This is a genomic window from Aureimonas altamirensis, assembly GCF_001463885.1.
Classification (GTDB): Bacteria; Pseudomonadota; Alphaproteobacteria; order Rhizobiales; family Rhizobiaceae; genus Aureimonas; species Aureimonas altamirensis.
Map to the genome: position 1 here is coordinate 140529 of NZ_BBWQ01000015.1, position 22777 is coordinate 163305.

A 22777-nucleotide genomic window follows, 5' to 3' on the forward strand; every position below is an offset into this window, starting at 1 on the left:
CAAGGAGTTGTCATGAGCAGAGCATTGAACGCAGCGCGCTCCGGCGTCGAGGAAGAGCGCCGTCGCCAACTGATAGAGGCCACGGTGGACGCGCTGGCGGCCGTCGGGTTTGCTGCCGCGAGCCTGTCGGAGATTGCAGGGCGCGCAGGCTTTGCCCCCAGCCTCGTCTCGCATTATTTCGGCGACAAGGACGGCCTGCTCGAGGCGACGTTGCGCCATCTGGCCAACCGCGTGTCCGATGCCGTTTTGATCCGCCTGCGCGATGCCGGCTCCCCGCGGGAGCGTATCCAGGCCGTCATCGATGCCAATCTTGCGCCGGAAGAGTTCGACCAGCGTACCGGCAGCGTCTGGCTTGCCTTCTGGGGCCAGGTCCTGCATTCGGCCAAGCTGCGCCGGGTGCAGCGCATCTATCAGCAGCGCATGCTGTCCAATCTGCGTCACGATCTGCGCAAGCTCGTATCCGGCGAGGATGCCGAGCGTGTGGCGCTGTCCATCGCGGCGGTCATCGACGGCCTGTGGCTCCGCTCCACCCTGTCGCAGACGATGGAAACCGATAGCGAGGCCGCGCGCCGCATGGCCAGCGACTTCGTCGACCGCGAGATCGCGGCGGCGCGCCCGGCGGCTCCGCAGGCGGAGCTGTCACGGCCGCATATCGGCGAAAGCCTGCCGCTCGTATCCAGCCATATCGGCGGGCGCTCGGTGCGCTCCGGACGCGGGCGCAGCTTCGCCAACATCAATCCGGCCACCGGCGAGGCCATTGCCGAGGTGGCCATTGCCGGCGCGGACGAGGTGGACGCCGCCGTATCCGCTGCCCGCAAGGGCCAGGCCGTATGGGGCGCCATGACGGGGGCCGAGCGCGGCCGCGTGCTGAACCGCGCGGTCGCCCTGCTGCGCGAGCGCAATGACGAACTGGCCGAACTGGAGACACTGGATACCGGCAAGCCCGTACAGGAAACGCGCGCCGTCGACATTGCCTCCGGCGCCGACTGCCTGGAGTATTTTGCCGGGCTGGCCGCCGGCCTCGCCGGCGAGCATGTCGATCTCGGCCCCACGGCCTTCGGTTACACGCGGCGCGAGCCGCTGGGCATCGTCGCCGGTATCGGCGCGTGGAACTATCCCATGCAGATCGCCTGCTGGAAGGCGGCGCCCGCGCTGGCGGCCGGCAATGCGATGATCTTCAAGCCGGCAGAGCTGACGCCCACGACAGCGGTGCGGCTTGCCGAGATCCTCACCGAGGCCGGCTTGCCGGACGGCGTCTTCAACGTGCTGCAGGGAGACGGGTCGACGGGGCGCCTTCTGACGCGTCATCCGGAGATCGCCAAGATTTCGCTGACGGGCGAGGTCGGCACCGGCAAGAAGGTCATGGCCGATGCGGCCGCCACGCTGAAGCAGGTCACGCTGGAACTCGGCGGCAAGTCGCCGCTTGTCATCTTCGACGATGCCAGCCTGGACGATGCGGTTTCGGCGGCGATGCTGGCCAATTTCTATTCGGCCGGGGAGGTCTGCTCCAACGGAACGCGCGTCTTCGTGCAGGAGGGCGTGCACGCCGAATTCCTGAAGCGCTTGAAAGAGCGGACGGAGCGGCTGGTGGTCGGCGATCCGCTGGACCCCGCCACGCAGATCGGCGCGCTGATCTCGCACCAGCACATGCAGAAGGTTCTGTCCTACATCGATATCGGCCGGCGCGAGGGTGCCCGCGCGGTTGCCGGCGGCAGCCGGGTAACGGAAGGTGCGCTGGCGGCCGGGGCCTTCGTGGCGCCCACGGTTTTCGATGCCTGCCGCGACAACATGCGCATCGTGCGGGACGAAATCTTCGGTCCGGTCATGTCGGTGCTTCCGTTCCGCGAAGAGGACGAGGTGGTCGCACGGGCCAACGACACCGATTTCGGGCTGGCGGCGGGTGTGTTCTCGCGCGATATTGCCCGCGCGCACCGCGTTATCGCGCGGCTCGACGCCGGCACGACGTGGATCAACCACTACAATATCACGCCCATCGAACTGCCCTTCGGCGGCGTCAAGCGCTCGGGCCTCGGCCGGGAAAACGGCCGCGCCGCGCTGGATGCGCATACCCGCGTGAAGAGCGTCTACGTCAATCTCGGTTCGGTCGAGTCGCCCTATTGAGGACTGCGCCATGGCTGTTGAACATTTCGATTACGTCATCATCGGCGCGGGCTCTGCGGGCTCGGTGCTGGCGGCGCGGCTGAGCGAAGATCCATCCACGCGCGTTCTGGTGCTGGAGTTCGGCGGTTCGGACCGCTCGGTGCTGATTCAGATGCCGAGCGCGCTGTCCATTCCGATGAACATGGACAAGTACAATTGGGGCTACGAGAGCGAGCCCGAGCCCGGCCTGGGCGGGCGCCGGATGAACCTGCCGCGCGGCAAGGTGCTGGGTGGCTCTTCCTCCATCAACGGCATGGTCTATGTGCGCGGCGCCCCGCAGGATTTCGACCGCTGGCAGGCCGAGGGCGCCGATGGCTGGTCCTATGCCGATGTCCTTCCCTATTTCCGCCGGGCGGAAGCGCGGGAAGACGGCGGCGACACCTATCGCGGCGGCGAGGGCGCGTTGCATACCAGCTACGGCCGCATGGCCAATCCGCTTTACACGTCCTTCGTGGAGGCAGGGCGGCAGGCCGGCTATCCGGTGACGGACGATTACAATGGCGCGCGCTTCGAGGGGTTCGGGCGCATGGACATGACGGTCCATAATGGCCGCCGCTGGTCCACCGCCAACGCCTATCTGAAGCCGGCGATGTCACGCCCCAACCTGAAGGTCGAAACCCACGCCTTCGTCGAGCGCATCCTCTTCGAAGGGCGGCGCGCCGTCGGCGTCTCATGGCGGCGCGACGGCACCAGCCACGTGGCGAGGGCCGACCGGGAGGTGATCCTGTCGGCCGGGTCGATCAATTCGCCGAAGCTGTTGAAACTGTCGGGCGTCGGCCCGGCGGCCGAGCTTGCCGGCCACGGCATCGAGGTTGTGGCCGACCGGCCCGGCGTCGGCGAGAACCTGCAGGACCATCTGGAATTCTACTTCCAGATCGCCTCAAGGGAGCCGATCACGCTCTATTCGGCGCAGGGGCTGGTTGCCAAGGGGCGTATCGGCGCGCAGTGGCTCCTGATGAAGAACGGTCTCGGCGCGACCAACCATTTCGAAAGCTGCGGTTTCATCCGCTCGCGGCCGGGCGTCGCCTATCCCGATATCCAGTTTCACTTCCTGCCGCTGGCCGTCACCTATGACGGCAAGGGCCTGGCGTCCGAGCACGGGTTCCAGGCGCATGTCGGGCCGATGCGGTCCAAATCGCGCGGGGCCGTGCGGCTGGCCTCGGCCGACCCTGCCGCCAAGCCATCGGTCCTGTTCAATTACATGAGCCATCCGGACGACTGGGTGGAGATGCGAGCCTGTGTGCGGCTGACGCGCGAAATCTTCGCGCAGGCGGCATTCGACCCCTATCGCGGCCGCGAGATTTCGCCCGGCGCGGATGTCGAGAGCGACGCCGAGATCGATGCTTTCGTGCGGGAGCATGTCGAAAGCGCCTATCATCCATCCTGCAGCAACCGCATGGGCCGCGTGGACGACCCGATGGCGGTGGTGGACGAGACGACACGGGTCATCGGCCTGGATGGGCTGCGCATCGTGGATTCGTCCATCATGCCGTCGATCACCACCGGCAATCTGAACGCGCCGACCATCATGCTGGCCGAAAAGGCTGCCGACCATATACGCGGCGTCCCCATGCTGCCCCGCATGGACGTGGAATACGAGCGCGCGGAAAACTGGCAGACGGCGCAGAGGTAGTCGCTGAAAAAGTTGCGTCCGCAACGAAAAGCCGATGACGATCTGCACTTGCGCATGATAATCCACATCCAAAAGATGTGGGGGTCATATGATATATTATATTCTGATCGCGCCGAACTGGCTTCTCGGTATGGTATTCGGCGCGATGGTTGCGGGCTTGGCCAGCGTCATCGTTGCGGCAATGGCCCGTTTTGGCTTCAAGACGGTACGCCACGCTGCGATCATGCCGATTATCATGGCCGCAACGGTCGTCGGCAGCGGCCACATCGGCGGACTTCTGCAAAGGCAGCTGCTGACGCCTGAAATTGCCGGCCGGTTGCTGAAGGATCAGAGCCCGGAGTTCATCGATCTCCTGGAGACGGAGTTTCCTCAGGATTACGCATCGATGATGCAGCAGATGACCGAGCTGATGGCATCCGGCGTGACCATCGACGACCTTGTGCAGCAGTCTGCATCCGTAACGCAAGCGCTGCGGCACAAATATGCTCCGATGGTCAGGCTGGCCAGCGATGCGGACCAGGCCGCCCTTCTCGATACGCAAATCCGCACATACCAGGCTGTGTTGGGCGCCGACCCGGAAAAATGCCCGGCCTTCGCAACCGCGGGGCCATCGGCGCTTGCCGCTCGGGTGCAGAAGGGGCCGATCATGGATAGTTTCAACGATCAGGCGCTGTCGCTCTTCCGTGCCATCGCAGGTGCGAAGCGCATGCCGACCTATCGTCGCGATTCGACCGACGAGGATTTCAGGCAGATCATCGCCCTGATGCTTGCGCACGGCGCGACCACGGCCCAGCTCGGCGCCCTGACAAGTCCGCAACCGGATTCACCGGATTTGTGTCCGGCGATGATCATGATGATGAAGACGATGAATGAGGACGACAGCGAAGGCGTCAAGGCGGTACGCGCGCAATTTCTGGCGGATATGGCAGCCGGCTGAAAGTCGCGAGTGCTTGTCTACCGTCAGCATGGGGAACGGAATTGGCCAGGTGAACATTAGGGGAACAACAAAGGAGTTTCCCAATGTCTGCCAACGACAATCCCAAGGTCGAGCCCGGCCCCAATTCCAACCTTGAAAAAGACCCGTCCGACTGGACGACCGGCGACGATCCGATGACGGACGCCCAGGCGTCCTATCTCAAGACGCTGTCCGAGCAGGCGCATGCGCCGGACCAATTCGATACCGACATCAACAAGGCCGAGGCGTCCAAGCGCATCGACGCGCTGCGCCAGCAGCTCAAACTGGACTCCTAGACGCCAGCGGCAAACGCCTGCCCGATTTGGCGACGGAACGTCATCTTCCATCGACAGTTGATGTGTCTCAACAGGGAGTTCATACATGGCATTCATAGAGGCAAAAGACGGCACGAACCTGCATGTGAAGGACATGGGGCAGGGGCGGCCGGTGGTTCTGATCCACGGCTGGCCGCTGACCGGCGACATGTTCGAATACCAGGTGCTTGCCTTGCTGGAATCGGGGTTCCGCGTGATCACCTATGATCGCCGCGGCTTCGGCCAGTCCGGCCACCCGTCCGCCGGCTACGATTACGATACCTTCGCCGACGATCTGGCGGCCGTGCTGGAAGGGCTGGACCTCAACGACGTGTCGCTGGTCGGCTTCTCGATGGGCGGCGGCGAAATCGCCCGCTATCTCAGCCGCCATGGCGCATCGCGTGTCGGCAAGGCGGTGCTGGTCGCCTCGGTGGCCGGTTATCTCCTGAAGGACGACACCAATCCCGATGGCGTCGATGCCAGCGTCTTCGAGGACATGAAGAGCCAGATCCGCGCCGACCGCTTCGCCTTCCTGCAGAGCTTCGCCAAGCAGTTCTACGGTGTCGGGCTGGTCAGCCGGCCGGTGAGCCAGGGCGTCCTGGACTGGTCCTTCGTGCTGGGCGTCATGGCCAGCCCGAAAGCGACCATCGACTGCGTCGATGCATTCAGCCGGACCGATTTCCGCCCCGACTTCGCCTCCTTCACCGTGCCGACGCTGGTGATCCATGGGACGAGCGACGATACGGTGCCGATCGAGCTGACGGGCCGGGCAGCGGCGGGCGCGATTTCCGGCGCACGGCTGATCGAGTATGACGGCGAGCCGCATGGCCTGTTCGCTACGGTTCCGGACCGCCTGAACGCCGATCTGATCGAGTTCCTTCGATAGGTTTCGGCGGCAACGGACGTTTACATGCCGTGTCCGTTCGGTTAGTGCCTGCGGCCTTCAACCGGTCGCAGCCTACCCGGACAAAACAAGGACACCGACATGAACACGCTCGTCGTCTGCTCTGGCGGACTCGATTCTGTTTCGCTGGCTTATGTCCTGGCGGAACAGGGTAACCTCGGCGCTATCGTCACCTTCGACTACAACCAGCGGCACCGGCGCGAAATCGATTTTGCGCGCCGGGCTGCGGAGCGGCTCGGGAAGCCCTTCCACCTCATCGATATCCAGCCCATCGGCGCCGTGTTGAGCGGTTCCGCCCTGACCGACGCCGTGGATGTGCCGGACGGCCATTACGCGGAGGATACGATGAAGGCCACCATCGTACCCAACCGCAATGCCATCATGCTGACCATCGCCTTCGGGCTGGCCGCCGCCCAGAAAATGGATGCCGTCGCCATCGCCGTTCATGGCGGCGACCATTTCATCTACCCCGATTGCCGGCCCGGTTTCATCGACAACTTTGCCGCCATGCAGGCCCGGGCGCTTGACGGTTTCGCACAGGTGCGCCTGCTGGCGCCGTTTGTGGAACGGTCGAAGGCGGATATCGTACGCGCCGGTGCAGAGGCCGGCACGCCCTTCGCGCAGACCTGGTCCTGTTACAAGGGCGGCGACGTTCATTGCGGCCGCTGCGGAACGTGTGTGGAGCGGCGCGAGGCTTTCGACATCGCGGGGGTGAGCGATCCGACCGTCTACGCCGATGCGGATTTCTGGCGCGACGCCGTCTCCAGGCGGTGCGCCTGATGTTCAAAATCACCAAGCGGTTCGAATTCTCGGCGTCGCATCGGCTGGCCGGCCTGCCCGAGGACCACCCCTGCACACGGCTGCATGGCCATAATTACATCGTCGAGATCGAGCTTCAGGCGTCGGAATTGAACGCCTTCGGCTTCGTGCGCGACTATCGCGACCTGTCCGCCTTCAAGCGTTACGTCGACGAAACCTTCGACCATCGGCACATCAACGATGTCCTGGGGCACGACAGCCCGACCGCCGAAGCGCTGGCCCTGCATTTCTACAATTGGTGCAGCGAGCGCTTTCCCGAGACAAGCGCGGTCCGCGTCAGCGAAACACCGAAGACATGGGCCGAATACCGCCCGCTGGCGCGCGCATGAGTGCCGAGCGCATGATCCGCGTCAGCGAGATTTTCGGGCCGACCATACAGGGCGAAGGCGCGCTGATCGGCCAGCCGACGGTGTTCGTGCGCAGCGGCGGTTGCGATTATCGCTGCGCTTGGTGCGACACGTTGCACGCGGTGGACAGCGAATACCGGCATGAGTGGCTGCCGATGACGGCAGAGACCATCTTTGCGCGGATCGTCCAGCTTTCCGGCGGTCGCCCGTTGACCGTCTCCTTGTCCGGGGGCAACCCGGCGATCCAGCCTTTCGGGCCGCTGATCGCCCTTGGCCGCGCGGCGGGGTACGGCTTCGCACTGGAAACGCAGGGCTCTGTTGCCAAGGACTGGTTCCGGCAACTGGATACGCTGGTTCTCAGCCCCAAGCCGCCGTCGAGCGGCATGGCCACCGACTGGTCGGCGTTCGATGCCTGCCTTCATGCGGCGGGCGACGGGCCCCGCGTGGTCCTGAAGATGGTGGTGTTCGACGATGCCGACTATGCCTATGCGCGCGCCGCGTCCGCGCGCTATCCCCATCTGCCGGTCTTTCTGCAGCCCGGTAACCCCATAGGCAATGAAGCCGCGGCGGCGGACATCGATGGCCTGATGGCCGCGATGCGTAACCTTGTCGCACGCGTTGTGGAAGATGGCTGGTTTTCGGCCTGCGTACTGCCGCAACTCCACGTGTTGATGTGGGGAAACCGCAAGGGCGTTTGACGCCCTATGCAAACAAATTGAGCCTGCCCAAAATTCCATCTTGACGCGTGGTTGTGCCCGGAGCAGGATCGCCCCGGATACCAGCCTCGTACCGCTGGATGGCAAGCAAGCCCTGACTGGTCCCGCACGGATTTTCGTTCCGCGCTGGCCCTGCAGGGCTTTTTTTATGGGCGGATCGCAACCGTTGAAGACACGCATCAAACTTGGCGTTCTGTTTTCCAGTTCCGGTGCCTACGAACTCCTCGGGCAGGCCTGCCGCGACGGTGCGCTGGGCGCCATCGCGGCGGTCAATGCCGATCCGTCCCGCCGCATCGCCTTCGACGCCGTCGAGGCCGACCCCGAAGGGCGCATCGATGCCTATGCCCCGCTTTGCGTGGACATGTTGAACCGGTCCGGCGTGCGACACCTCGTCGGTTGCATCACCTCCTGGAGCCGCAAGGAAGTCATCCCCATGCTGGAGAAGCATGATGGCCTTCTCTGGTATCCGGCGCCCTACGAGGGCTACGAGGCCAACGACCACGTCGTGTACATGAACGCCGCGCCGAACCAGCATCTGGTGCCGCTGTTCCGGCATGTCGCCGCGCGTTACGGCCGGGACGGGTTTCTCGTCGGCTCCAATTACATCTGGGGATGGGAGATGAACCGCATCGCGCGCGACCTCGTCGCCGATGCGGGCGGCCATCCGAAGGGAGAGCGCTATCTGCCGCTCGGCGATACGGATGTGGCGCGGCTGATCGCCGAAATCCGCGCCTGCGAGCCGGATTTCATCCTCAACAACCTCATCGGCGCCTCTTCCTATGCCTTCTATGCCGCCTACGCGGCTTTGGGGCGGGAGGATGCGCGCTTTTCACCCGAGTTGCGGCCGATCCTGTCCTGCAACATGACGGAGCAGGAACTGCCCTCCATAGCGCCGCATGGCGACGGCCATCTGTCCTGTCTGCCCTTCATGTATCGCGGTGGGGCCGGCCCGCGCTCTTCCTTCGAGGCGGCTGCCCATGCGGCCGTAACGGTGCTGGCCGACGCCATCGAGGCCGCCGGAACGGACGATCCGCCGGCAGTGCGCCTGGCGCTGGCAAAGGGCACGCACCAGACCGCGCTTGGCCCCATCCGCATCGACATGCCGACGCAGCATTGCGCCTTGCCGGCCAGGATCGGGCGGATCGCCGGCACCCGTTTCGAGATGCTGGAAACCAGTTCGGGCGCGGTCGAGCCCGACCCCTATCTGTCGCGATACGACCCCGCCACGCTGTATCAACCTGCATTGAGGCTGGTGCGATGACCCGGCGCCCGCGCATCAACCTCGGTGGCGCCTGTGCCGTCGTCCTGCACCGGCCGCATGCGGCGGTGGAGGGCCTGACCCGCCAGCTTGCCGCCATCGGCCTGAATGTCGAGCATGCCTGGCCCGACCTGCCGCCATCGGCGACCGGCGCGGACTTCCTGTTTTTCGACGTGGACCACGGCTTCGACGAGCAGTTTCCCTGGAAGCCCGGCGAAGCGCCAATGCCGCTGGTTGCGCTGATCGGCTCGGAAGCACCGGGCCGCATCGAATGGGGTTTGTCGCAGCGCGCCGACGCGCAGCTTGTGAAGCCGGTCGGCAATGCCGGTGTCTATGCCGCGCTGCTGATCGCCCGGCGCGCCTTCGACGAGCGCCGGCGGCTGGAGCGGGAAATAGACTGCCTGCGCGAGCGCGTATCCGAACGACAGGTCATCGTGCGCGCCGTCGTTGCGCTTGCGGCGGCGGGCATCGGCGAAGAGCAGGCCTATGCGCAATTGCGGGCGCTGGCGATGAGCTGGCAGGTGACGATGGAACTTGCCGCCCACCGCGTGATCGAGCTGAAGGATCGCACCATCAAGGAGGCCTCTGATGAGCGTCCTTATCGGGCCTGAGGCGACCATACCGCCCTCGGCGCCGGTGGGCGGCGAGGGGGTCCTGCGCCGTCTGTTCCGCCGCAAGCTGGCGGTGCTGGGGCTACTGGTGATCCTTCTGGTGGTGGGCGCCGCTTTGCTTGCCCCGTATATCGCCCCCTTCGACCCCAACGAGCAGTTCTTCGATGGCCTCACCATCGAGGGCGCGCCGCTGCCGCCGTCGCAAACCTATTGGCTGGGCACGGACCTGCTCGGCCGCGATCTGTTGTCGCGTCTGCTCTACGGCGCGCGCACGTCGCTGTTGATCGGCATCGTCGCCAATGGCGCCGCGCTGACGATCGGCACGCTGGTCGGCGTCGTCGCGGGGTATTATCGCGGCATCGTCGGCACGCTTCTGATGCGCTTCACCGATTTGATGATGGCGTTTCCGGCGCTGCTGCTGGCCATCTGCCTTGCCGCCGTATTGCGGCCCAGCCTGTGGATCGTGGCGCTGGTGATCGCATTGGTGAACTGGGTGCAGGTTGCGCGCGTCGTCTATTCGGAGACGCGCTCGCTGGCCGAGCGCGAGTTTATCCAGGCCGAAAAGACGCTGGGGGCCGGGTCGGCGCGCATCCTGTTCCGCCATATCCTGCCGCATCTGACCTCGACGGTCATCGTCTACGGCACGCTCGGCATCTCCACCACGGTGCTGCTGGAGGCGACATTGTCGTTCCTCGGCGTCGGGGTACAGCCGCCGGACGCCTCCTGGGGCAACATCATCTTCGAGAACCAGACCTATTTCCAGGCGGCTCCCTGGCTGGTGTTCTTCCCCGGCGGAGCGATCCTTCTGGTTGCGCTGGCCTTCAACCTTGTCGGAGACGCGCTGCGCGACGCTCTCGACCCAACCGAACAGGGGCGCGACTGATGGCACCCTATCTTGCCCGCAGGCTGGGCCAATCGGTTCTTATCCTGCTCGGCGTCAGCCTGATCACCTTCGCGCTTCTGTACCTGTTGCCGGCCGACCCGGCACGGCAGATCGCCGGGCGGACCGCCTCTGCCCAGCAGGTTGCCAACATCCGTGCCCAGCTCGGCCTCGATCAGCCCTTTCCGGTGCAGTATCTGCGCTATCTCGGCAATCTGGTGCAGGGCGATCTCGGCCGCTCGTATCTGCAACGCTCGCAGGTGTCCGACCTTATCCTGGCGCGCCTGCCGGCCAGCCTTTTGCTGATGGTGGCGGCCATCGCATGCGAAATCGCGCTCGGCGTGACGATGGGCATCCTGGCCGCCGTGCGGCGCGGCAAGGCCAGCGACCATGCGTTGATGGTCACGTCCTTCGTCACCGTGTCGGCGCCGCAATTCGTGGTCGGTCTTCTGCTGCTTTATGTCTTTGCGGTGCGGCTGGGCTGGTTCCCCATCGGAGGCTACGGCACCTTTTCGCATCTCGTGCTGCCGGCCGTCACGCTGGGCATTCTCGGCGCGGGCTGGTATGCGCGCATGATGCGCTCTTCCATGGTGGACGTGCTGCGGCAGGACTACATCCGCACCGCGCGCGCCAAGGGGCTGCGCCGCTTCACCATCCTTGCCCGGCACGCCATGCCGAACGCCATCCTGCCGGTGATCGCGATGATCGGCATCGATATCGGCCTGTTCATGAGCGGCATCGTCGTGGTGGAAAGCGTCTTCGGCTGGCCGGGTATCGGCCAACTGGCCTGGCAGGCCATCCAGCGCGTCGACCTGCCCATCATCATGGGCGTGACGCTGGTTTCGGCGCTCGCCATCGTGCTCGGCAATCTGTTGGCCGATCTTGTCTCACCCTTTGTCGACCCTCGCATCAAGCTCCAGTAACAAGGAAGATTCACCCATGCTTTCTTTCCTCAAGGCCGGCGCCGCGGCGCTTGCAATCTCCGCCGCGCTGCTGACGGCCCCCTCTGCCGCGGTCGCACAGGATGGCGGCTCCATCACCGTCACCTACAAGGACGATATCGCCACGCTGGACCCTGCCATCGGCTACGACTGGCAGAACTTCTCGATGATCAAGGCGATCTTCGACGGGCTGATGGATTACGAGCCGGGCACCGCCACGCTGCGCCCCGGCCTTGCCGAGTCCTATGAAATCTCGCCCGATGGCAAGGTCTTCACCTTCAAGCTGCGGGATGGCGTCAAATTCCACAATGGCCGCGAAATGACGGCCGACGATGTGAAGTACTCCTTCGAGCGTACGGTGAACCCGGCTACCCAGTCTCCCGGCGCCGGCTTCCTTGCCTCCATCGACGGTTTCGATGCCATGCAGGCCGGCGAGGCGACGTCGCTTTCGGGTGTCGAGATCCTCGATCCGAAGACCGTTCAGGTGACGTTGTCGCGCCCGGACGCGACGTTCCTGTCCGTCATGGCGCTGAACTTCTCCTTTATCGTACCGAAGGAGGAAGTGGAAAAGTCCGGCGCCGATTTCGGCCGCAACCCGGTGGGCACCGGCGCCTTCAAGCTTGCCGAATGGACACTCGGCCAGAAACTGGTTCTGCAGAAGAACACGGATTACTACCGCGAAGGCGCGCCGAAACTGGACGAGATCGCTTTTGAGATCGGGCAGGAGCCGGTCGTTTCCCTGCTGCGGGTCCAGAACGGCGAGGTGGACGTACCGGGCGACGGTATTCCGCCGGCCAAGTTCCGCGAGGTGATGGACAATCCCGAGCAGGCCGCCCAGGTGGTGGAGGGCGTGCAGCTACACACCGGCTACATCACGATGAACACCAAGGCTGCGCCTTTCGACGATCTCAAGGTGCGGCAGGCCGTCAACATGGCGATCAACAAGGATCGCATCGTGCAGATCATCAATGGCCGCGCCACGCCCGCCAACCAGCCGCTGCCGCCGACCATGCCCGGATATGTCGAGGGGTATGAAGGCTACAAATACGATGTCGAGGCGGCAAAGGCGCTGCTGGCAGAGGCCGGCCACCCGGATGGCTTCGAGACCGAGCTGTTCGTGGCCAATGTCGATCCGCAGCCGCGCATCGCGCAGGCCATCCAGCAGGATCTTGCCGCCATCGGCATCAAGGCTTCCATCCAGAGCCTTGCACAGGCCAACGTGATCGCGGCCGGCGGCTCTGCCGAAGGCGCGCCGATGATCTGGTCTGGCGGCATGGCCTGGATCGCCGATTTCCCCGATCCGTCCAATTTCTATGGTCCGATCCTCGGCTGTGCCGGGGCGCTCGAAGGCGGCTGGAACTGGGCCAAATACTGCAACGAGGCACTGGACGAAAAGGCCGCCGCCGCCGACGCCATGGTGGACCCCGCCAAGGCCGAGGAGCGCGCCAAGGCCTGGGGCGAGGTCTATGAGGGCGTCATGGCGGATGCGCCCTGGGTGCCTGTTTTCAACGAGAAGCGCTACACGATGCGCTCGGCCCGCATGGGCGGCGACGACGCGCTGTACATCGACCCGGTGAACACGCCGATGAACTACCGTTACGTCGAGACGAATTAGCATGTGCAAGGCCTGCGACTATACGATCCACGGTCGCCAGCATCATTTCGGCTGGGACAACACAATCGAACCGGCGCTCCGCGTGGCGCCGGGGGCGACCATCGAGTTCGAGTGCCGGGACAGTTCGGCCGGGCAGTTGACGCCCGACTCCACCGTCGAAGACGTGACGACGCTCGATTTCGGCAAGATCAACCCCGTATCCGGCCCCATCTACATCGATGGGGCCGAGCCGGGCGATGCGGTGAAGGTGACGATCGAGGGGTTCAAGCCATCCGGTTTCGGCTGGACGGCGAATATTCCGGGCTTCGGCCTTCTGGCCGACCAGTTCACCGAGCCGGCGCTGACGATCTGGCGCTACGACGCCCAGTCCATGGAGCCCGCGGCGTTCGGCGCGCATGGGCGCGTGCCGCTGAAGCCCTTTGCCGGCACGATCGGCAATGCGCTTGCGGAACCGGGGCACCACTCCGTGGTGCCGCCGCGCCGCGTTGGCGGCAATCTGGACATCCGCGACCTGTCCGCCGGCACGGTGTTGTATCTGCCGGTCGAGGTTGCAGGCGCGCTGTTTTCCGTCGGCGATACCCATGCCGCCCAGGGCGACGGCGAGGTTTGCGGAACGGCCATCGAAAGCCCGATGAATGCGGTGCTGACGCTGGATCTCGTCAAGGGCGCCAACCTTGCAATGCCGCGCTTCACCACCTCCGGCCCGGTGACGCGGCATCTGGACGCCAAGGGCTACGAGGTGACGACAGGCGTCGGCCCCGACCTGATGACGGGAGCGCGTCAGGCCGTTGCCGACATGGTCGAGCTTCTGGCTGCGCGCTACGGCATGAACCCGGTGGATGCCTATATGCTGGTGTCCACCTGCGGCGATCTGCGCATCTCCGAGATCGTGGACATGCCCAACTGGGTGGTCTCGTTCTACTTTCCGCGTGTCGTGTTCGAGTGACGGGAGACCCCATCCTCTCCGTCGACGGCCTCGGCATCAGGGTCGGATCGCGCATGCTGGTCGAAGGGCTGAGCTTCGACCTGCACCGCGGCGAGACGCTGTGCATCGCCGGCGAGTCCGGCTCCGGTAAATCGCTGACGTCGCTGGCCATCATGGGGCTTTTGCCGCAACCCGGCCCCGTCGTGGCGAGCGGCCATATCCGCCTTGGCGGAGAGGACATCACGCGGCTGCCCGACAGGGCCATGCGGCGCATCCGGGGCGATCGCATCGCCATGATCTTCCAGGAGCCGATGACCTCGCTGAACCCGGTGCTGTCGATCGGCCGCCAGCTATCGGAGGCGATCGAGGCGCATCGCGACGTCGGCGCTGGAGATGCGCGAAAGCTGGCACTGGAAGCGCTCGAGGCCGTGCGCATGCCGGAAGCCGCACGGCGGCTGAACCAGTATCCACATGAATTGTCCGGTGGCATGCGCCAGCGCGTGATGATCGCGATGGCCCTGGCGCTGGAGCCGGACGTCCTGATCGCCGACGAGCCGACGACGGCGCTGGATGTCACCATACAGGCGCAGGTGCTGGGCCTTTTGAAGGAGATCCAGGAGGCGCGGGGCACCTCCGTCATCCTGATCACGCACGATATGGGCGTGGTTGCGGAAATGGCCGACAGGGTGGTTGTGATGCGGCAAGGCAGGGCCGTGGAAAGCGGCAATGTCGGCCCGCTCTTCGCAAGCCCTTCGACGCCCTATACGCGGGAGCTTCTGGCGGCCGTCCCGCGCATGGGCGATGGCAGCGCCCGCCTGGCCGTGCAGGGCGGCCAGCCCGTTGCGCAAATCCGCGACCTTACGGTGCGTTTTCCCATAAAAGGCGGCATGCTGGGCCGCACCGTGGCGGAGGTGCATGCCGTCGCCGGCGTTTCCTTCGACATTCCGGAACGCTCGACGCTGAGCCTCGTCGGGGAAAGCGGTTGCGGAAAGTCGACGACCGCGAAGGCGATTGCCGGGCTGGTTCCTTATTGCGGCCGGATATCCGTTGACGGTCGGCCGGCGGAAGGCCTGTCGGTCGCAGAGCGCAAGGCGCTGCGGCGCGATGTCCAGATGGTGTTCCAGGACCCGTTCGCTTCACTCGATCCCCGCATGACGGTGGGCGATCTGGTGGCCGAGCCCCTGGCCATCCACGGTATCGGCAAGCCGCAAGAGCGCCGTGACCGTGTCGCCACCCTCTTCGAACGCGTCGGGCTTTCCACCGATGGAATGCGCCGCTATCCGCACCAGTTCTCGGGCGGGCAGCGCCAACGCATCTGCATCGCACGGGCGCTGGCGCTGAGGCCGAAGCTCATCATCGCGGATGAAAGCGTCTCGGCGCTGGATGTCTCCGTCCAGAAGCGGGTGCTGGAGCTGTTGCGGGAGCTGCAAGGCGAATTCGGCATCGCCTATCTGTTCATCAGCCACGACATGGCCGTGGTGGAGAATATGTCCGACCGCGTGGCCGTCATGTATCTCGGCCAGATCGTGGAGATGGGCACCGCCGCGCAGGTGTTCGGCAATCCGCGCCATGCCTATACGCGCCGGCTGATGGAGGCCGTGCCCGTGCCGGACCCGGCCCGCCGTCGCAGCGCCTTTCCACGTCAGTCCGGAGACATCCCGAGTGCGGTGCGCAAGCCGGGCGATGCGCCACAGCGCCTTGTCCTCCACGATGTCGGGGGCGGGCATCTGGTTGCCGGCGAGGCATCCGCCTACGCGGAGGCCCCCTCTGCCGCATAGAATTCATCTAGTCCGGCAACACGCCGATCTTGCGAAGATGGACCAGTATGGCGCGTGCGGCGGTTTCCGGATCGGGTTCCACCATCAAGTCTCCGCCGCCGGCGGCGGACGCCGTCGCGGCCTTGAGGCGGTCGGCTGCGCTGCCGCCGCTGACCGCGCCGCGCATGATGCGGGCTCTGGGCCGGTGCGGCCGCATCTCCCCGTCGACATCCGTTTCGGTGAAACCAGGCGTGGCAACCACCGTGTCGATGTGTCCGCGCCGTGCCGGACCGAACGCGTAGGGCAAGGCGGCGGGCGCCGTCGGGTGTACGGTCACCAACAGCGGAAACCGCTGGTGCAGCCTGCGCCGCAGTCCCTTGGGCAGCGCCTGCTCGACGACCAGTTCCCCGTCGCCTGCCGGGGACAGGCGCACCGCATCGGACAGGATCGGCCAGTCCAGCGCCCTGGCCAGAAGATAGGGCAGTAGACCCGTGTCGCCGCCGCCCGTGGCGCGGTTGCCCGCCAGCACGAGATCGGGGCCGATGCGCGAAATCTCGTCTGCAAGAACGGGCAGGACATCCGCCTGCGCCGGCACCATCAGATGCCGGATTGTACTCAAGCCATGGCCGAGAGCCGGTCGCACGGCATCGGCGTGCGGGCCGGCATGAAGCCCGGTGGTTTCCGCACCCAGATCGGACGCAAGTCGTATGGCGCAGAGCTCTGCCGTTGGGGGAGCGGGGTTGCCGGTTGTTGGGCTGTGCCCGGCAGATAGCAGTACCAGCGCCTTCATGGCTGCCGCTCCGCTTCCAGCAGGCGCTTCAGCGCCTCCATCACGGGCTGCGCATCGGCCACGATGGCAAGGCCGGCCCGCTCTATCATGGCCGCGTGCAGATCGGTGTTCACCGCCACGACATGCTCGCAACCGGCGATGCCTTGAAGATGCTGGGGCGCGCCTGCGATACCGAGCGCAAGATAGCAGTCTGCCGCAAGGACGGTTCCGGATGCGCCCACCTGTGCCGTGCGTGGCATGAGGCCGGCATCGCAGACGACGCGGCTTGCGCCCGGCGTTCCGCCCAGCAAGGAAGCGACCTGCCGGAACAGGTCGAAATCATGAACTCCGTTGCCGGCCGAAACCACGAAGCCGGCCTCGCCCAGCGGCAGCGAGCCTGCCTGCGGACGGATCACCTCTGCCATCTGCCGGCCATCAGGAAGATCGCTGATCGCCATCGGACGCGCCTCGCGGCGGTCGGCGCCGTGCGGCAGGATCATCTCGGGCGCGATCGTCATGATCGGCGCAGCTTCGGCCACTTGATCGAGCCCGCGCCCGGGCAGAGCGCGGACAACACCGCGCGCCGATATCTGCTCGACGCCGGCAAACAAGGCCTGCTGCCGTTCGGCGGCGATGCGGCGGGCAAGGTCACCGCCATCGCCGGTCTCGGCCGCCAGCACATGACGGGGCCGGACGGCGTCGATGAGGGCAAGCGCCAGCCGCGCCCTGTCTTCCGGGTGGGCGGTCCGTGCGAGCGTGATCACCCTGTCCGCGCCCGCAACGCCGGCGTCGGTGGGCGACCCCTCGACCGCCAGAGCGACGCCGCCGCCTGCGCCGGCCAGTTGCCGCGCCGCACCCAGCACCTGGCGGTCGACAGGCGACAGCCGTCCATCGCCGGGGTCGGCGAAAACGAGCACCCAGAAATCGGGATTTTCGATCGTCACGATACGCTCAGCGCCCGGGTCCACTGCGCCGGCTTGCGGCATAACCGATACAAGGCCGGCGTGCTGGCCGCGATCCAGCCGCAGCCGCGGCGCGGCGGCCACCATCTGGGCGATCTTCTCGGCCCTCGGATCTACCCGTCGTCGCGCGGTCGCCTCGCCGCCGCGCCTGTCGTAGCGCGGCCGCGTTGTGCCGGGCACCAGTTGCCGTGCAAGCTCCAGTCTCGGGTCTTTCCGCTCCCGCTTCATGCAAGCACCGGAATGCGGTTTTCGGCGCGCTCCGCCGCGCGCAACACCAGTTCCGCGATGTCCAGAACGTCGGGCCGGTCGCCGACGACGCCTTCCAGCATGGCCGTGCATTGCGGGCAGGCCACGGCCACCACCGCCGCGCCCGTATCGCGGGCCTGCTCCATGCGGATATCGGGTATGCGGCGGTCTCCTTCCACATCCGCCAGCGGCGCGCCGCCGCCGCCGCCGCAGCACATGGAGCGGCGTCCGTGCCGGGTCATTTCCTTCACTTCGATGCCGATCCGCGAAAGAAGCCGGCGCGGTGCCTCCACCTCGCCGTTGTAACGGCCGAGATAGCAGGGGTCGTGGTAGGTAACGGCCTGCCCGGACAGGTCGGACAGGGACAAGGCGCCGCCTTCCGCCAACTCGTCCAGGAAGGCGGTGTGATGGACGACGTCGTAATGCCCGCCGAAGGCGGGGTACTCGTTGCGCAGGACATGCAGCGCATGGGGGTCTGCCGTCAGGATACGGCCGAACCGATAGCGCGACAGGGTCGCGATGTTCAGGAGCGCCAGCCGCTGAAAGGTGGCCTCGTCGCCCAGCCGGCGCGCCGTGTCGCCGCAGTCGCGCTCTTCCGCGCCGAGCACGGCGAAATCCACGCCCGCACGATGCATCAGACGCACGAGCGCACGCAGAGTGCGCTGATAGCGCAGGTCGTAGGCGCCTTCGCCGAGCCACAGCAGGATGTGCGCCTGTTTCCTTTCGGCCATGAGGGGCAGGGCGAGCCCGCCGGCAAAATCGCCCCGCGCCGCCAGCGGCCTTCCGCCGATTTCGTCGTCGGTGCGCAGGCGGGCCAGGCTTTCCTCTGCCTTGGGGGGCACGGTGCCCAGTTCCAGCGTCTGGAAACGCCGCAGGCCGACGATGGCGTCGACATGCTCGATCATCATCGGGCATTCTTCCACGCAGGCGCGGCATGTCGTGCAGGACCACAGCGTATCCGGGTGGACCAGACCCTCCGCGCCGATGATGGGCGCGTGCATGCCGCTGATACCGGCAACGGGGCGGGCATTGGGGTAGGGGCTGCCGGCGTAGGACGGGTCGCCGCCCGGCGTCGACGCCGCGGCCAGATCCTGGATAAAGCGCTTCGGGTTCAACGGCTGGCCCGCCGCAAAGGCCGGGCAGGCCGTTTCGCACCGGCCGCACTGGATGCAGGCATCGAAGGACAAGAGCCGGTTCCACGGCAGATCGGCCGGCGTTTCGATGCCGAGCTTGGCATCGGCAAGATCCACTGCCTGGAGAGCGGTGGACAGCCCGCCGTCGAAACGCCCCGGCCTTGGATGGGCGGCCAGGTGCAGCGCACCGGCAACGGCATGCCGCATCGGGCCCGCGCCTGTCTGGTAGGCAAGGCCGAGCCCGCCGGCCAGCGCCAGCGCAAAACCGAACAGGTTGACTGCCGGGGACAGCGGCAGTGCGGCCATGGCGCCACCTGCCGCATAGGCCAGCAGCAGAACAGGCAATAGCTGGAACGCCCCCCTGGACAGGCGCTTCGGCGTGGGCGGACGGCGGCGCAGGCCCACCATGACCGCACCTGCCAGCATCGCCGCGAAGACGAGGGCGGTCAGCCAGCCGAACGCCGGCAGTGTCCCCAGCGGCGTCGCCAGGCCGATGAGACCGAGGGCGGAACCGGCAAGCAACCCGCCCGCCACCAGCGCGTGCATCCGCGCGGTGAAGGGGTCGCGTGCGACCACGGCATGAACATCGTGCAGATAGCGGCGCGGCATCGCCGCAAGGCCGGAAGCCCACGCCACCGCTGCCGGTGCCCCCCGGCGCCATATGGCGATGCGCGGGGCAAGGCGCAGCGCGGCGACGACCAGCATGGCGATGACGGCGATGCCCAGGGCGGAGGTCATTCTGCGTACCCCCGGCCCATGGTCAGATATCCTTGCAGAGGCGCAGCGCGTCGTAGATGGCCGCGTGGATGTTGCGGCCCGCCACGGCATCGCCGATGCGATAGAGCGCGAACCCTTCGCCGTCGCCCGGCTGCGGCCGCCCGGCCACAAGCGCCTCCTGGTCGGTCTGGCCGTGGTTGCGGGATTTTTCCTTCAGGCCGAAATAGAGCTGGTCCATCGGCAGGCTGCCATAGTCGACCACGACCCGGTCCACGACGCGCTCTTCCTCGGTGTCGGTATAGGTGTTGCGCAAGGCCGCAACCAGGCGGTTGCCCTCTGGATAGATTTCGATCAGCTCCATGTTGGGCGACATCACCACGCCGAGCTTGTACAGCTCGCGAAGATGGATCGGCTGGTTGGTCGTGCCGATTTCCTCGCCCACCATCCGGTCATGCGTGGCGATTTCCACCAGGCAGCCGCGCTTGGCCAGATGCTCGGCGGTCGAGGACGCATTGTGCTGGCCCTGCTCGTCATAGACGAGGACCGAGCCGGTCGGCTCCACCGCTCCGGTCAGGACATCCCAGGTGGACACGGCGAAGCTGTCGGCGCCCTTGGCATGGCCATGGTTGGGCCTGCCGCCGGTGGCCACGATGACGATGTCGGGTTTTTCCGCCAGCACCGCCTCTTCCGTTGCTTCCTGTCCCAGCCGCATATCGACGCCCAGCTTCACCACCTGGGCATTCAGCCAGCGCGAAATGCCGGACAGGGCCTCCCGCCACGTGGCCTTGGCGGCAATGGAGATCTGCCCGCCGGTGGAAGCCTGCTTCTCGAACAGGACGACGGAGTGGCCGCGCAGCGCCAGCACACGGGCAGCCTCCAGCCCGGCCGGGCCGCCGCCGATCACCACGGCCTTCTTGCGCGTCGTGCCGGGTGCCACGTCGTGCGGCATGGTTGCCTCGCGCCCGGTGGCGGCGTTCTGGATGCAGAGGGCGTCGCCGCCGACATAGATGCGGTCTATGCAGTAGCCGGCCCCGACGCATTGGCGGATATCGTCGGCACGGCCCTCCTGCAGCTTCCGGACCAAATGGGGGTCGGCAATATGGGCGCGCGTCATGGCCACCATGTCGACATGGCCCTCGGCGACGGCGCGGGCCGCGCTGGCAAGATCGGTGACGCGCTGGGCGTGGAAGACCGGTATGTCCACCTCGCGCTTGATGGCGCTCGGCAGGTACAGGAAGGGCGCAACGGGAAAGCTCATGTTCGGCAGGGATACGGCATGGGCGATATGGTCGCGTGCCTGCCCGCCGATGATGTTCAGGAAGTCCACCAGCCCGCGCCGCGCGTACTCCGCCGCAATCGCCGTCAGGTCGTCCTGCGACAGGCCGTCGCCGACCATCTCGTCGCCGGACATGCGGATGCCGATGACGAAATCGTCGCCCGCCGCCATGCGCATCGCTTCCAGAACCTCGATGCCGAAGCGCATCCGGTTTTCCAGGCTGCCGCCATAGGCGTCGGTGCGCTGGTTGGAGGAGGGGCTCCAGAACTGGTCCACCAGATGCCCATGCGCCGCCGAAATCTCGCAGCCGTCCAGCCCGCCCTCGCGGCAGCGGCGCGCCGCCTGGGCAAAGGCATGCACCACGCGGTCGATATCCTCCTGCTCCATTTCCTTCGGCACGGAGCGCGACGCCGGTTCGCGGCGGATGGACGGCGCGATGGTGGGCATCCAGTTGTCGGTATCGGATTTGGTCCGCCGTCCCATATGGGTAAGCTGGATCATCAGCTTGGCGCCGTGCCGGTGGATGCGGTCGGAAAACTCCTGGAAAAACGGGATGACGCTGTCATCCGCCACGGACACCTGCGCCCAGGGCGTTGCCGGGCTGTCGATGGCAACCGAGGAAGAGCCGCCGAACATCGTCAGGCCGATGCCGCCCTTGGCCTTTTCCTCGTGGTAGAGCTGGTACCGCTCCTGCGGCTTGCCGTCCTTGCCGTAACCGGGCGCATGGCTGGTCGACATGACCCGGTTGCGGATGGTGAGGCCCTTGATCGTCAGCGGCTTCAGGAGCGCGTCGGCATTGGCGATCATGACAGGATATCCTCGGTTGGGCGCGCCGCCCCCGGGGCAGGTCGCGCCCGCTTGTCGGGCTGCGGGGGCAGGGCCCTTTCGCTGCGCGGCGCATGGCCGAAGCGCCGCCGGTAGGCCGCCGAAAAATGGGCCGGCGAAACGAAGCCGCAGGCGATGCCGACCGCCGTGACGCTCATGTCGGACTGACGCAGCAGATCGCGTGCATGGGACAGGCGGAGCGACAGATAGTATTCCGCCGGGCCGACGCCGGTATGCTGGCGGAACAGCCGCTCCAACTGACGCGACGACAGGTTGACGCGCGCCGCGATGGCGGTGACGGCAAGCGGCGCATCCATCGTGCGCCGCATCAGCATGGCGGCGTAATCGAGCGCGGGATGGGCCGGGCCGTGGCGCGCCACCGGGGGCTGCTGGCTTTCGCCTTCGCCGCGCAACCTTTCCAGGATGAACTGTTCCGCCAGCCGCTGCTTGACGCCGCGCCCCAGCCGCGCTTCCACCAGCGCCGCCATCATGTCCATCGGGGCGGTGCCGCCGGTGCAGGTGAAGCGGTCACCGTCTATGACGAAGATATCTTCCACGAATTCGACCTCGGCGAATTCCTCGCGGATGGCCGACAGGTTTTCCCAATGGATGGCGCAGCGATAACCGTCCATCACGCCGGCTTCCGCCAAAGCGAAGCTGCCGGTGCACAAGGCCCCCAGCGGCTGGCCGCGCCGCGCCATGCGGCGCAGCTCCTCCAGCGTCCGGCGGTCGACCGCCGAGCGGATATCGACGCCCCCGCAAACGAAGAGGATGTCCGGGCGGAATGGCCCCGAAAGCGCACCGGTGCGCGCCAGCGACAGGCCGTTGGACGCTTCCACCGGCTCGCCCGACAGGCTCAGGACCTGCCAGCGATAGATTTCGCCGCCCGCCACGTAATTGGCGATACGGCAGGCCTCGATGGCCGAGCTGGCGGCGATCATCGAATAGTTCGGCAACGTCAAAAAGCCGAAGCTGGTGAGTGACGCGATATCGGGCGGGGCTCCCATGCGATAT

20 protein-coding genes are annotated in these 22777 nt (G+C 66.3%); 15 read left to right on the forward strand and 5 right to left on the reverse strand.

Annotated elements, in window-relative coordinates:
* Window positions 1-12 precede the first annotated feature (12 nt).
* The 15 genes from betB (at window position 13) to AUL31_RS12085 (ending at window position 15856) form a co-directional block, all read left to right on the forward strand.
* Window positions 13-2121 carry a betaine-aldehyde dehydrogenase gene (gene betB / locus AUL31_RS12015; RefSeq protein ID WP_073469313.1) on the forward strand — a complete coding sequence of 703 codons (2109 nt, stop codon included), beginning with the start codon at window positions 13-15 and terminating at the stop codon, window positions 2119-2121.
* 10 nt (window positions 2122-2131) lie between these two features.
* A complete protein-coding gene (betA, locus tag AUL31_RS12020; protein WP_060606588.1) occupies window positions 2132-3793 on the forward strand; it encodes a choline dehydrogenase in 1662 nt (553 codons plus the stop codon).
* Between the two features lie 88 nt (window positions 3794-3881).
* Window positions 3882-4730, forward strand: a complete 849-nt coding sequence (locus AUL31_RS12025; protein ID WP_060606592.1) for a hypothetical protein — start codon at window positions 3882-3884, stop codon at window positions 4728-4730.
* 83 nt (window positions 4731-4813) lie between these two features.
* Window positions 4814-5044 carry a DUF3072 domain-containing protein gene (locus AUL31_RS12030; protein ID WP_060606599.1) on the forward strand — a complete coding sequence of 77 codons (231 nt, stop codon included), beginning with the start codon at window positions 4814-4816 and terminating at the stop codon, window positions 5042-5044.
* 85 nt (window positions 5045-5129) lie between these two features.
* The gene (locus AUL31_RS12035; RefSeq protein ID WP_060606602.1) at window positions 5130-5948 is read left to right on the forward strand and encodes an alpha/beta fold hydrolase; all 819 of its coding nucleotides are present in this window, start codon (window positions 5130-5132) and stop codon (window positions 5946-5948) included.
* 99 nt (window positions 5949-6047) lie between these two features.
* The gene (gene queC / locus AUL31_RS12040) at window positions 6048-6746 is read left to right on the forward strand and encodes a 7-cyano-7-deazaguanine synthase QueC (protein ID WP_060606606.1); all 699 of its coding nucleotides are present in this window, start codon (window positions 6048-6050) and stop codon (window positions 6744-6746) included.
* On the forward strand, window positions 6746-7114 hold the full coding sequence (gene queD, locus AUL31_RS12045) for a 6-carboxytetrahydropterin synthase QueD (protein ID WP_060606887.1): 369 nt from the start codon (window positions 6746-6748) through the stop codon (window positions 7112-7114). Before queC ends, queD begins: the two co-directional genes overlap by 1 nt.
* The gene (queE, locus tag AUL31_RS12050; RefSeq protein WP_409359966.1) at window positions 7090-7830 is read left to right on the forward strand and encodes a 7-carboxy-7-deazaguanine synthase QueE; all 741 of its coding nucleotides are present in this window, start codon (window positions 7090-7092) and stop codon (window positions 7828-7830) included. Before queD ends, queE begins: the two co-directional genes overlap by 25 nt.
* A 184-nt stretch (window positions 7831-8014) precedes the next feature.
* A complete protein-coding gene (locus AUL31_RS12055; protein ID WP_060606890.1) occupies window positions 8015-9109 on the forward strand; it encodes a transporter substrate-binding protein in 1095 nt (364 codons plus the stop codon).
* Window positions 9106-9717: an ANTAR domain-containing response regulator gene (locus AUL31_RS12060; protein WP_060606611.1), complete on the forward strand. Its 612-nt coding sequence runs from the start codon at window positions 9106-9108 to the stop codon at window positions 9715-9717. The genes AUL31_RS12055 and AUL31_RS12060 overlap by 4 nt, the downstream gene beginning before the upstream one ends.
* Window positions 9695-10600 carry an ABC transporter permease gene (locus AUL31_RS12065; protein WP_060606615.1) on the forward strand — a complete coding sequence of 302 codons (906 nt, stop codon included), beginning with the start codon at window positions 9695-9697 and terminating at the stop codon, window positions 10598-10600. Before AUL31_RS12060 ends, AUL31_RS12065 begins: the two co-directional genes overlap by 23 nt.
* On the forward strand, window positions 10600-11520 hold the full coding sequence (locus tag AUL31_RS12070) for an ABC transporter permease (RefSeq protein WP_060606618.1): 921 nt from the start codon (window positions 10600-10602) through the stop codon (window positions 11518-11520). Before AUL31_RS12065 ends, AUL31_RS12070 begins: the two co-directional genes overlap by 1 nt.
* 16 nt (window positions 11521-11536) lie before the next feature.
* Window positions 11537-13153 carry an ABC transporter substrate-binding protein gene (locus AUL31_RS12075; protein ID WP_060606621.1) on the forward strand — a complete coding sequence of 539 codons (1617 nt, stop codon included), beginning with the start codon at window positions 11537-11539 and terminating at the stop codon, window positions 13151-13153.
* Window position 13154: 1 nt separating this feature from the next.
* Entirely contained in the window at window positions 13155-14099 is a 945-nt protein-coding gene (locus AUL31_RS12080; protein ID WP_060606624.1) for an acetamidase/formamidase family protein, read from the forward strand.
* Window positions 14096-15856, forward strand: a complete 1761-nt coding sequence (locus AUL31_RS12085; protein WP_280137907.1) for an ABC transporter ATP-binding protein — start codon at window positions 14096-14098, stop codon at window positions 15854-15856. The genes AUL31_RS12080 and AUL31_RS12085 overlap by 4 nt, the downstream gene beginning before the upstream one ends.
* Window positions 15857-15863: 7 nt before the next feature.
* On the opposite strand, the gene AUL31_RS12090 is transcribed toward AUL31_RS12085, so the two are convergent.
* Genes AUL31_RS12090 through AUL31_RS12110 form a run of 5 tightly spaced genes read right to left on the reverse strand, consistent with a single transcriptional unit; the run spans window position 15864 to window position 22770 of the window.
* On the reverse strand, window positions 15864-16625 hold the full coding sequence (locus tag AUL31_RS12090; RefSeq protein ID WP_060606627.1) for an adenine nucleotide alpha hydrolase family protein: 762 nt from the start codon (window positions 16623-16625) through the stop codon (window positions 15864-15866).
* Window positions 16622-17794, reverse strand: a complete 1173-nt coding sequence (locus AUL31_RS12095) for an electron transfer flavoprotein subunit alpha/FixB family protein (RefSeq protein ID WP_060606630.1) — start codon at window positions 17792-17794, stop codon at window positions 16622-16624. Before AUL31_RS12095 ends, AUL31_RS12090 begins: the two co-directional genes overlap by 4 nt.
* A complete protein-coding gene (locus AUL31_RS12100) occupies window positions 17791-19683 on the reverse strand; it encodes a DUF3483 domain-containing protein (RefSeq protein WP_060606633.1) in 1893 nt (630 codons plus the stop codon). The genes AUL31_RS12095 and AUL31_RS12100 overlap by 4 nt, the downstream gene beginning before the upstream one ends.
* A gap of 22 nt (window positions 19684-19705) precedes the next feature.
* Window positions 19706-21745, reverse strand: a complete 2040-nt coding sequence (locus tag AUL31_RS12105) for an oxidoreductase (RefSeq protein WP_060606636.1) — start codon at window positions 21743-21745, stop codon at window positions 19706-19708.
* The gene (locus AUL31_RS12110; protein ID WP_060606640.1) at window positions 21742-22770 is read right to left on the reverse strand and encodes a GlxA family transcriptional regulator; all 1029 of its coding nucleotides are present in this window, start codon (window positions 22768-22770) and stop codon (window positions 21742-21744) included. The genes AUL31_RS12105 and AUL31_RS12110 overlap by 4 nt, the downstream gene beginning before the upstream one ends.
* Window positions 22771-22777: the final 7 nt, after the last annotated feature.

Coding starts and splice junctions, on each gene's coding strand:
- betB (WP_073469313.1), top strand. CDS start 13: ATGAGCAGAGCATTGAACGCAGCGCGCTCCGGCGTCGAGGAAGAGCGC.
- betA (WP_060606588.1), top strand. CDS start 2,132: ATGGCTGTTGAACATTTCGATTACGTCATCATCGGCGCGGGCTCTGCG.
- AUL31_RS12025 (WP_060606592.1), top strand. CDS start 3,882: ATGATATATTATATTCTGATCGCGCCGAACTGGCTTCTCGGTATGGTA.
- AUL31_RS12030 (WP_060606599.1), top strand. CDS start 4,814: ATGTCTGCCAACGACAATCCCAAGGTCGAGCCCGGCCCCAATTCCAAC.
- AUL31_RS12035 (WP_060606602.1), top strand. CDS start 5,130: ATGGCATTCATAGAGGCAAAAGACGGCACGAACCTGCATGTGAAGGAC.
- queC (WP_060606606.1), top strand. CDS start 6,048: ATGAACACGCTCGTCGTCTGCTCTGGCGGACTCGATTCTGTTTCGCTG.
- queD (WP_060606887.1), top strand. CDS start 6,746: ATGTTCAAAATCACCAAGCGGTTCGAATTCTCGGCGTCGCATCGGCTG.
- AUL31_RS12060 (WP_060606611.1), top strand. CDS start 9,106: ATGACCCGGCGCCCGCGCATCAACCTCGGTGGCGCCTGTGCCGTCGTC.
- AUL31_RS12065 (WP_060606615.1), top strand. CDS start 9,695: ATGAGCGTCCTTATCGGGCCTGAGGCGACCATACCGCCCTCGGCGCCG.
- AUL31_RS12070 (WP_060606618.1), top strand. CDS start 10,600: ATGGCACCCTATCTTGCCCGCAGGCTGGGCCAATCGGTTCTTATCCTG.
- AUL31_RS12075 (WP_060606621.1), top strand. CDS start 11,537: ATGCTTTCTTTCCTCAAGGCCGGCGCCGCGGCGCTTGCAATCTCCGCC.
- AUL31_RS12080 (WP_060606624.1), top strand. CDS start 13,155: ATGTGCAAGGCCTGCGACTATACGATCCACGGTCGCCAGCATCATTTC.
- AUL31_RS12090 (WP_060606627.1), bottom strand. CDS start 16,625: ATGAAGGCGCTGGTACTGCTATCTGCCGGGCACAGCCCAACAACCGGC.
- AUL31_RS12095 (WP_060606630.1), bottom strand. CDS start 17,794: ATGAAGCGGGAGCGGAAAGACCCGAGACTGGAGCTTGCACGGCAACTG.
- AUL31_RS12100 (WP_060606633.1), bottom strand. CDS start 19,683: ATGACCTCCGCCCTGGGCATCGCCGTCATCGCCATGCTGGTCGTCGCC.
- AUL31_RS12105 (WP_060606636.1), bottom strand. CDS start 21,745: ATGATCGCCAATGCCGACGCGCTCCTGAAGCCGCTGACGATCAAGGGC.
- AUL31_RS12110 (WP_060606640.1), bottom strand. CDS start 22,770: ATGGGAGCCCCGCCCGATATCGCGTCACTCACCAGCTTCGGCTTTTTG.